Origin of the sequence: Chromohalobacter sp. HP20-39 (genome assembly GCF_033052815.1) — a bacterium.
In the GTDB taxonomy this organism is placed as follows: Bacteria; Pseudomonadota; Gammaproteobacteria; order Pseudomonadales; family Halomonadaceae; genus Chromohalobacter.
Window position 1 is genome coordinate 1 of record NZ_JAWHTP010000423.1, and the last position, 313, is coordinate 313.

Annotated in this window: 1 protein-coding gene; it reads right to left on the bottom strand. The window is 57.8% G+C overall.

From position 1 onward, the window contains the following. Positions 1-67 precede the first annotated feature (67 nt). A partial coding sequence (locus RVY79_RS18650) for a hypothetical protein (RefSeq protein ID WP_317466037.1) occupies positions 68-313 on the bottom strand: 246 nt, incomplete at its 5' end.

Below are 313 nucleotides of genomic sequence, written 5' to 3' on the forward strand. Positions count from 1 at the left end.
GTGTGCTACTCAATAGCCGCATGAATACCGCGAGAGGGAGTCGACCGCGAGACGAAATCGCCCGAACTTAAAGGGTGCCGTTAAGCTGATGGGCAAGCGGCCCAAAGCTGTCATGCTCCCGGATTAGTCGGCGTTCCAACTCGTCCAGACTCTCTCCGTCTGCCGGGTTCTGAAGATAGGTGAGTACGATGCGTTGCCCGACCCTAACCGCGTTGGCAAGGGCGTCGTGGACCTTGCGATAGGGCCGACCTGGGTTCGACGCGTGACGTGACCGGTTGTTTCGAGTCCAGGTTGAAAGAGAGAATTCAACCCT